Source organism: Caballeronia choica (genome assembly GCF_001544535.1).
Classification (GTDB): domain Bacteria; phylum Pseudomonadota; class Gammaproteobacteria; order Burkholderiales; family Burkholderiaceae; genus Caballeronia; species Caballeronia choica.
In genome coordinates this window covers 1-7,247 of sequence record NZ_FCON02000243.1, presented here as the reverse complement: position 1 = coordinate 7,247, position 7,247 = coordinate 1, and the positions used below count along the sequence as shown (strand labels likewise).

5 protein-coding genes are annotated in these 7,247 nt (G+C 62.8%); 3 read left to right on the top strand and 2 right to left on the bottom strand.

Features of this window, described 5'->3' with window-relative positions; all coding sequences use genetic code 11:
* Both AWB68_RS41110 and AWB68_RS41105 read right to left on the bottom strand, forming a co-directional pair.
* Positions 1-836: sigma-54 factor interaction domain-containing protein (locus AWB68_RS41110; protein ID WP_143282023.1), on the bottom strand; the 836-nt coding region annotated here is incomplete at its 3' end.
* Between the two features lie 220 nt (positions 837-1,056).
* Positions 1,057-3,711: a PAS domain-containing hybrid sensor histidine kinase/response regulator gene (locus AWB68_RS41105; RefSeq protein WP_087649891.1), complete on the bottom strand. Its 2,655-nt coding sequence runs from the start codon at positions 3,709-3,711 to the stop codon at positions 1,057-1,059.
* Positions 3,712-4,095: 384 nt separating this feature from the next.
* Between AWB68_RS41105 and AWB68_RS41100 the strand changes: the two genes are divergently transcribed.
* Genes AWB68_RS41100 through AWB68_RS41090 form a run of 3 tightly spaced genes read left to right on the top strand, consistent with a single transcriptional unit; the run spans position 4,096 to position 7,087 of the window.
* Positions 4,096-5,007, top strand: a complete 912-nt coding sequence (locus AWB68_RS41100) for an HlyD family secretion protein (RefSeq protein ID WP_235028794.1) — start codon at positions 4,096-4,098, stop codon at positions 5,005-5,007.
* Positions 5,004-5,948 (top strand): ABC transporter ATP-binding protein, encoded by a 945-nt coding sequence (locus tag AWB68_RS41095; RefSeq protein ID WP_087649889.1) that lies wholly within the window; start codon positions 5,004-5,006, stop codon positions 5,946-5,948. The genes AWB68_RS41100 and AWB68_RS41095 overlap by 4 nt, the downstream gene beginning before the upstream one ends.
* The gene (locus tag AWB68_RS41090) at positions 5,945-7,087 is read left to right on the top strand and encodes an ABC transporter permease (RefSeq protein ID WP_087649888.1); all 1,143 of its coding nucleotides are present in this window, start codon (positions 5,945-5,947) and stop codon (positions 7,085-7,087) included. Before AWB68_RS41095 ends, AWB68_RS41090 begins: the two co-directional genes overlap by 4 nt.
* The last annotated feature ends 160 nt before the right edge of the window (positions 7,088-7,247 follow it).

Sequence of the window (7,247 nt, the reverse complement as noted above, 5' to 3'; positions counted from 1 at the left end):
ATGCGCACATCGACCGGCGTCGAGCCGTGGCCGCCGAGCCGCTCAACTTTCCTCTCCTGCAGGAAGCGCAACAGGCTGGCCTGGCTTTCGAGCGGCAGATCGCCGATTTCGTCCAGGAACAATGTGCCGCCGTTGGCCGCTTCCACCCGGCCGATCTTGCGTTGATTGGCGCCGGTGAACGCCCCGCGTTCATAACCGAACAACTCCGATTGCAACAGATGGGGGGGAATCGCACCGCAATTGATCGCGACGAACGGCTCGCCGCGCCGCACCGATTGTTCGTGAATCGCCACCGCGGTCAGTTCCTTGCCGGTGCCCGATTCGCCCGAGATGAACACAGGCGCGTCGGTCATCGCGACCTTGCGGACCGAGCGGAACAGCGCGAGCATCGCGTCGCACGAGCCGATCATCTCGCCCTCGGCGCTGCCAGCGCACCCATCTTTCGACTCCGCATCGTGCAACGCCACCATGCCATACGCATGGCCGACGGCGTTCACAATGCGATCGCCCGAGGTCGGCAGCGTGACGTAGTCGAAGCAAAAATCACGAATCAACCGGCGCAGGTCCGGTTGCATGACCTGGTCGGCATGACCGGTCGCGACCCAGCCGATCGTCGAGATCGACAGCATCGCCTGGATCGCGGGCAGGTCGCGCGGAAACTGACAGTCGGAGAAATCGAGGATGCCGGCGGCCGCCTCGTCGAACCGTCGTGCGCCCTGAAGGCGCTTGCCCGGGTCGATCTGTTCGACATTCCAATGGCGATCTTCGAGACGCGCATGCAGATCGCCATCGAGTGCGCGTCCCACGTAATACAGTTTCCTGACTTCCCCGAGCATATTGTTCTCTCATTTGCTTTAGTTATGGGGGAACAGTATGCCTTCGCACCCATGACCGCGAAATGTACGGCAAACGTTTCACCCACTTTAATTGTTTAGATGAAAGCGGCTAAACCGATAAAGGATTTTGTGGGATTAATTGCGCCTGCTTCGACGACTAACAGGAAATAAGTACATGCCGGATCGCGTATCGCCCGCTCCGCTTGACGCCGAGTCGTCGTCAGACCGCACGCGCCGACAGCGCCTTCAGCAAACTTTCTACATTCACCGGCTTGACGAAGTGAAGATCGAAGCCCGCCGCCTGCGCGCGCAGGCGGTCTTCCGTCTGTCCGTAGCCGGTGATCGCGATGAGCAGCGGCGTCGTATCGCCTTTAGGACGCAAACGCCGCGCGAGTTCATAGCCGTCCATGCCGGGCAATCCGATGTCGAGCAACGCCACATCGGGACGAAATTCCTGCGCCGCCTCCAGCGCCTCCGCCGATGAATAGGCAACCCGCGTGACATGATTTTCGGTTTCGCAGAGCATGGCGAGCGAATCCGCGGCGTCGCGATTGTCGTCGACGATGAGAACGCGCCGCACGGCCGCTTCGTCCGGCGCGTCGAGTATCGAAAGCGTCGCGCCCGAATGTGGCTCGCGATGATGAAGCCGCGGAAGATCGACGGTGACGGTCGTACCGAGTCCGGGTCCCGGACTTTCCACCGAGATCCTTCCGTCGTGCATTTCCACGAGCTTCTTCACGAGCGACAGCCCGATGCCGAGGCCGCCTTCCGAACGATCCAGCGTACGTTCCCCTTGCGAGAACAGGTCAAAGATCTTGGGCAGCAACTCGGGCGAGATGCCCGAACCGGTGTCCTCGATCACGATCGATACCCATATGTCGTCGGCGTGCACGGTGACGTTGATGCTGCCGCTCTCGGGCGTGTACTTGCTGGCGTTGTTCAGGATGTTGACGAGAATCTGCGACACGCGGGTGACGTCGCCGCAGATCCAGTTCGTTGCATCGGGCACTTCAACGTGGATGTGCTGCGAGCGCGCCTGAGCCATGCCGGCGACCGCCTCGACCGCGTGATAGACGGCGGTGCCCACCAGAATCGGCTCGCGTTTCAGTGCGATGCGGCCCTGCGTGATGCGCGACACCTCCAGCAGATCGTCGACGATATGCGTCATGTGCTCGACCTGCCGCTGCATCAGGCCGATCAGTTCGTGTTCGCGCCCCTTGAGCGGTTCATCCTTCTGCATCAGCGCGATGGCCGTTCGCAAAGGCGCGAGCGGATTGCGCAGTTCGTGGGCGAGCATCGCGAGGAATTCGTCCTTGCGCCGGCTCGACTCGCGCAGCATCAACTCAAGCCGCTTGCGCTCCGTGATGTCGACCAGCGACGCGATGATGCGCACCGGCTTGCCCGCATCGCTGCGCTGAAGCAACGCGCTGCCTTCGATCCACTGCTCGCGCTCGGGATTGTGGACGCGAAACTCGAAATTGGCGCGCGGGTTTTCACCTCGAGCCAGATGTTGAACATAGCGGTCGAGCGACACGCGATCGTCCGCGTGCACGCGCGCGAGCGCCGCTTCGTAGGTCAGGCGTTCGATGTCCCGCTTGTCGCTGCTGTCCTCGATCGAGAGCACCCAGTCGCAGAGGTCGAGCGTGGCGATGCTCAGCTTGGCGGCCTGCATCGCCACCGCGAGCCGCAGGTTGCGCGCTTCGATCGCGGCCTTCGCCTCGTACTGCGGCGTGACGTCGGCGGTCGTGCCGAACCATTCCTGGAGATTGCCGTACTGGTCGTAAAGAGGCGCCGCATTCGCCTGCACGCGGCGATAGACGCCGTCCTGCCGCCGTATGCGGAATGTCAGCGACTGCGCGGTTTTCTGGCGCAGCGCATCCAGCCACTTGCGACGCGTCAGCGCGCGATCTTCCGGGTGCACCAGATCGAGCCATCCCCAGCCGGCGACATGCGACAAATCGGGTCCGGCAAAAACTCCCCATGGTCCGCGTGCCGGTCGAATGCCACCGTCCGGATCAGCCGACCAGACCATCGCGCCGGTCGATTCCACCAGCGCGCGATAGCGTCGTTCGCTCAGGCTCAGGCGCTCTTCGTGCTCGCGCTGCTCGCTGATATCGAACGTCACGCCGTACACGCGTGCAAGGACGCCTTCCTGATCGTGCTCGGGGTGTCCGCGCATGCGGAGCCAGCGGCGCGGGACCACTTGTTCATCGAGCAGGAAGTCCATCTCGAATGGAGCGCGCTGCCGCAGGACCGCATCGAGCTGGCGCTGATACGCCTCGCGGTACTCGGGCGCCACGCGTTCAGTCAGTTCGTCGAGCGTGACCGTGCCGGTGCCTGCCGGGAACGCATAGATTTTTGCGAGCTGCTCGGTCATGTGCACGACGCGCGTCTTCATGTCCCATTCCCAGGCGCCCATGCAGGCGCCCTGGAACGAGGCCTGCAGCCGCCGCTCGCTCGCCTCGTACAGTTCCCACGCGTGCCTGGTGTCGTGGATGTCGATTGCGACGCCCACCGTGTCGGCGATCTCGCCGGCCTCGTCACGGGTCGCCTGAAGGTGAAGCGTATGCCAGCGGAAAACGCCATCGGCGCGAAGGAGCCTGACGTCGACGTTGCGCAGCAACGCGAGGCCGCTCATCTGACGGACTGCATCGAGCACGTGCTCGATGTCGTCGCGATTGACGAACACGTTCCAGTGCTGCCCGACCAGCTTCTCGGACGACACGCCCAAGTACTTGCAGGCCCACGGATTCGCGTACAGGATCGTGCCGTCCCGCGAGGCACGCCACACGAACGCGGGAAGAAATCGGGCGGGGGCGGGCTCGACCCCGCCCTGTGCGGGCGTCTCATCCTTGGACCGGGTGTCGTCAGCCATGACAAGGCTCGCTGTTCGAATTAAGCGGCTGCAACAAAGACGCTAGCCCTTTAACGCATACGATACGCCTACATGACGCAGCACAGTAGCGGCTCCCCGGTGTGGGCCAAATCCGCGACACATGTCCGGGATTTCTGATTTGCGATTGACCAAGGAAACCAAAATGACGATAATAGTTTCCATCGGAAGCCGTGACATCCTGGCTGGCAGCGCGCCGGGCTCGTGATCGTCTCGCGGTATCACGCAGCGTGCTTCGGATGGCTAATTACACGTCCAGGCAAAGTAATGCCCACATGGAACCTTGACCCAATGCAACCGATCACTTCGACACTTGCCGCCAGAGGCCGTCATCGCACGGCCTTCGCACTGCTGTTCGTCGTCGCGATGCTGTCGGCTTGTTCGCATCAGGATCGGGACGTGGTTCAGGGTTACGTCGAGGGCGAGTACGTGTATCTCGCGTCGTCGCAGTCGGGGGAACTCACGCAGTTGTCGGTCGCGCGCGGCGATACGGTACAGGCGAACGCGCCGCTTTTCGCGCTCGAATCGGTGGACGAAACCGCCGCGCTTCAGCAGGCGCAACAACAACTCGCTGCGGCGCGCGCACAACTCGCGGACATCCAGACGGGCAAGCGGCCGCCCGAGATCAACGTGAACCGGGCCCAACTGGCGGAAGCTGTCGCGAATGCGCGCAAGGCGTCGCTGCAACTCGTCCGTGACGAGGCGCAGTTCCGCGCGGGCGGCATTGCGAAGGGCCAACTCGACGATTCACGCGCCAACGCCGACGCAACCGCCGCGCAAGTTCGCGAACTGACGAATCAGGTGGAAGTCGCGCGCCTTCCTGGCCGTTCGCAGCAGATCACCGCGCAGACGGCGCAGGTGGCAGCGGCTCAGGCCGCTCTCGCGCAGGCGCAATGGAAGCTCGATCAGAAGCGCGTTGCGGCTCCGGCCGCAGGACTCGTCTACGACACGCTGTATCGGGCGGGCGAATGGGTGCAGGCCGGCAGTCCCGTGGTTCAGATGTTGCCGCCGCAGAATGTGAAGGTGCGCCTGTTCGTGCCGGAGACCATCGTTGGCCGGCTCGCGCCCGGCCGCGCGTTGACGGTGCACTGCGACGGTTGCGCGGGCGACGTGCCCGTGAAGATTACCTACGTGTCGAACAAGGCGGAGTACACGCCGCCCGTCATCTATAGCAACGAAAGCCGCTCGAAACTGGTGTTCATGATCGAAGCGCATCCGTCCGTCGCGGACGCAACGAAACTGCATCCGGGCCAACCCGTCACGGTGGCACTGCAATGAATCCATCGGCGAGCGAATACGTCATCGACGTGCAGAACCTGAACAAGCGCTTCGGCGACAAGCACGTCGTCAACGACGTGTCGCTGCAGGTCGCGCGCGGCGAAATCTTCGGCTTCCTCGGACCAAACGGCAGCGGCAAGACGACCTCGATCCGCCTGATGTGCGGCTTGCTCACGCCCGATTCGGGCACCGGCACGTGTCTCGGCTACGACATACGGCGCGAAAGCGGACAGATCAAGCGCAACGTCGGATATATGACGCAGCGCTTCTCGTATTGGGAAGACCTGACCATTCGCGAGAATCTCGACTTCGTCGCGCGCATCTATCAGATGCGCAACCGGCGCGAAGCAGTGGACCGCTCGCTCGAATCGCTCGGACTGCAAAGCCGTGCAAGCCAGTTGACGGGTTCCCTGTCCGGCGGCTGGAAGCAGCGGCTCGCGCTGGCCGCCTGCATGCTGCACGAGCCGCAACTGCTGTTGCTCGACGAGCCCACTGCCGGCGTCGATCCCACTGCCCGGCGCGACTTCTGGGAGGAACTGCACCGGCTCGCGGCGCGCGGCATTTCGGTGCTGGTCAGCACGCATTACATGGACGAAGCCGAGCGCTGTCACAAGCTCGCCTATATCGCGTACGGCAAGTTGCTCGCGAAGGGCACGGCAAGCGAAGTGATCGAGTCGCAGGATCTCCAGACCTGGGCCATTCACGGCGAGCATCTGAGCAAACTGTCGGAACAATTGCGGGCGACGCCCGGAGTCGACCAGACTGTCGTGTTCGGCTCGGCACTGCATGCGAGCGGCAGCGATCATGCGGCGCTCGAACGTGCGATCAGAGCGGCCACCGAGGGCACGTCGCTCTCTGTCGAGCGCATCGACACCGGGCTCGAAGACGTCTTCATCTACCTGATGAGCCACTCGAAGGACAACTTCGGAGCGCCATCGTGAAGCGCCTCACCGCGTTCTCGCTGACCCGCTGGTGGAGCATCGTGCTCAAGGAGTTCCTGCAACTGCGGCGCGACCGCGTCACGTTCGGCATGATCATCGGCTTGCCGATCGTCCAGCTGGCGCTGTTCGGCTTCGCGATCAACACGGACCCCAAGCATCTGCCGACCGCGGTGATCGTCGGCGACAACAGCGCGTTCTCGCGCAGCTTCGTCGCGGCGATGAAGAACTCCGCCTATTTCGATTTCGTCGAGACGCTGCCCGACGAGGAAGCCGGCCGCCGCGCACTCGCGCAGGGACGCGTGCAGTTCGTGCTGAATATCCCCGTCGGCTTCTCACGGGAGTTGTTGCGCGGCAAGCATCCGTCGCTGCTGGTCGAAGCCGACGCCACCGATCCGACCGCGACGAACACGGCCGTCGCCGCGTTGCCGAACCTCGTGCAGCCGGTCGCGGACAAGGACATCACGGGAGCGCTTGCGCATCTGAACGGAAGCCGGGCCGCGTTCGGCGTGCAGGTTCACAATCTCTACAACGCGGAGGGCATCACGCAATACAACGTGGTGCCGGGCCTGATGGGCGTGATCCTGACGATGACCCTCGTGATGATGACCGGCCTCGCGGTCACGCGTGAACGCGAGCGCGGCACGATGGAGAATTTGCTCGCGACGCCGGTGCTGCCGATCGAAGTGATGACGGGCAAAATCGTGCCCTACGTGATCATCGGCCTCGTGCAGGCGACGATCATTCTTGTGGCTACGTACTTTGTCTTTCATGTGCCGTTCGTCGGGAGCCCGGTCGCCATTTATCTTGCGGCGCTGCTGTTCATCGCGGCGAACCTGACGGTCGGGATTACGCTGTCGTCGCTGGCGCAGAACCAGTTGCAGGCGATGCAACTGACCGTGTTTTACTTTCTGCCGAACATCCTGCTCTCCGGGTTCATGTTCCCCTTCGCGGGGATGCCGCGTTGGGCGCAGTTCATTGGCAACCTGCTGCCGCTCACGTATTTCAATCGGTTGATTCGCGGCATCCTGCTCAAGGGCAATGGCTGGATGGACCTCTGGCCTTCGGTCTGGCCGATGGGGCTTTTCACGGTCATCGTGATGGGGATTGCATTGCGGTTTTATCGTCGTACGCTTGATTAAGGGGCGCTGGCGCTTGGGGGTGGGGTTGGGGTGTTTTACGCCGTTTGATGGTTTTGCGCTTCTGTGGAACTTGGTTTCTTCGTGGTTTATTTGCTCTGCCCCTGTCCGGGGCGGGACTCACTTTCTTTGCTGCTGCAAAGAAAGTAAGCAAAGAAAGCAG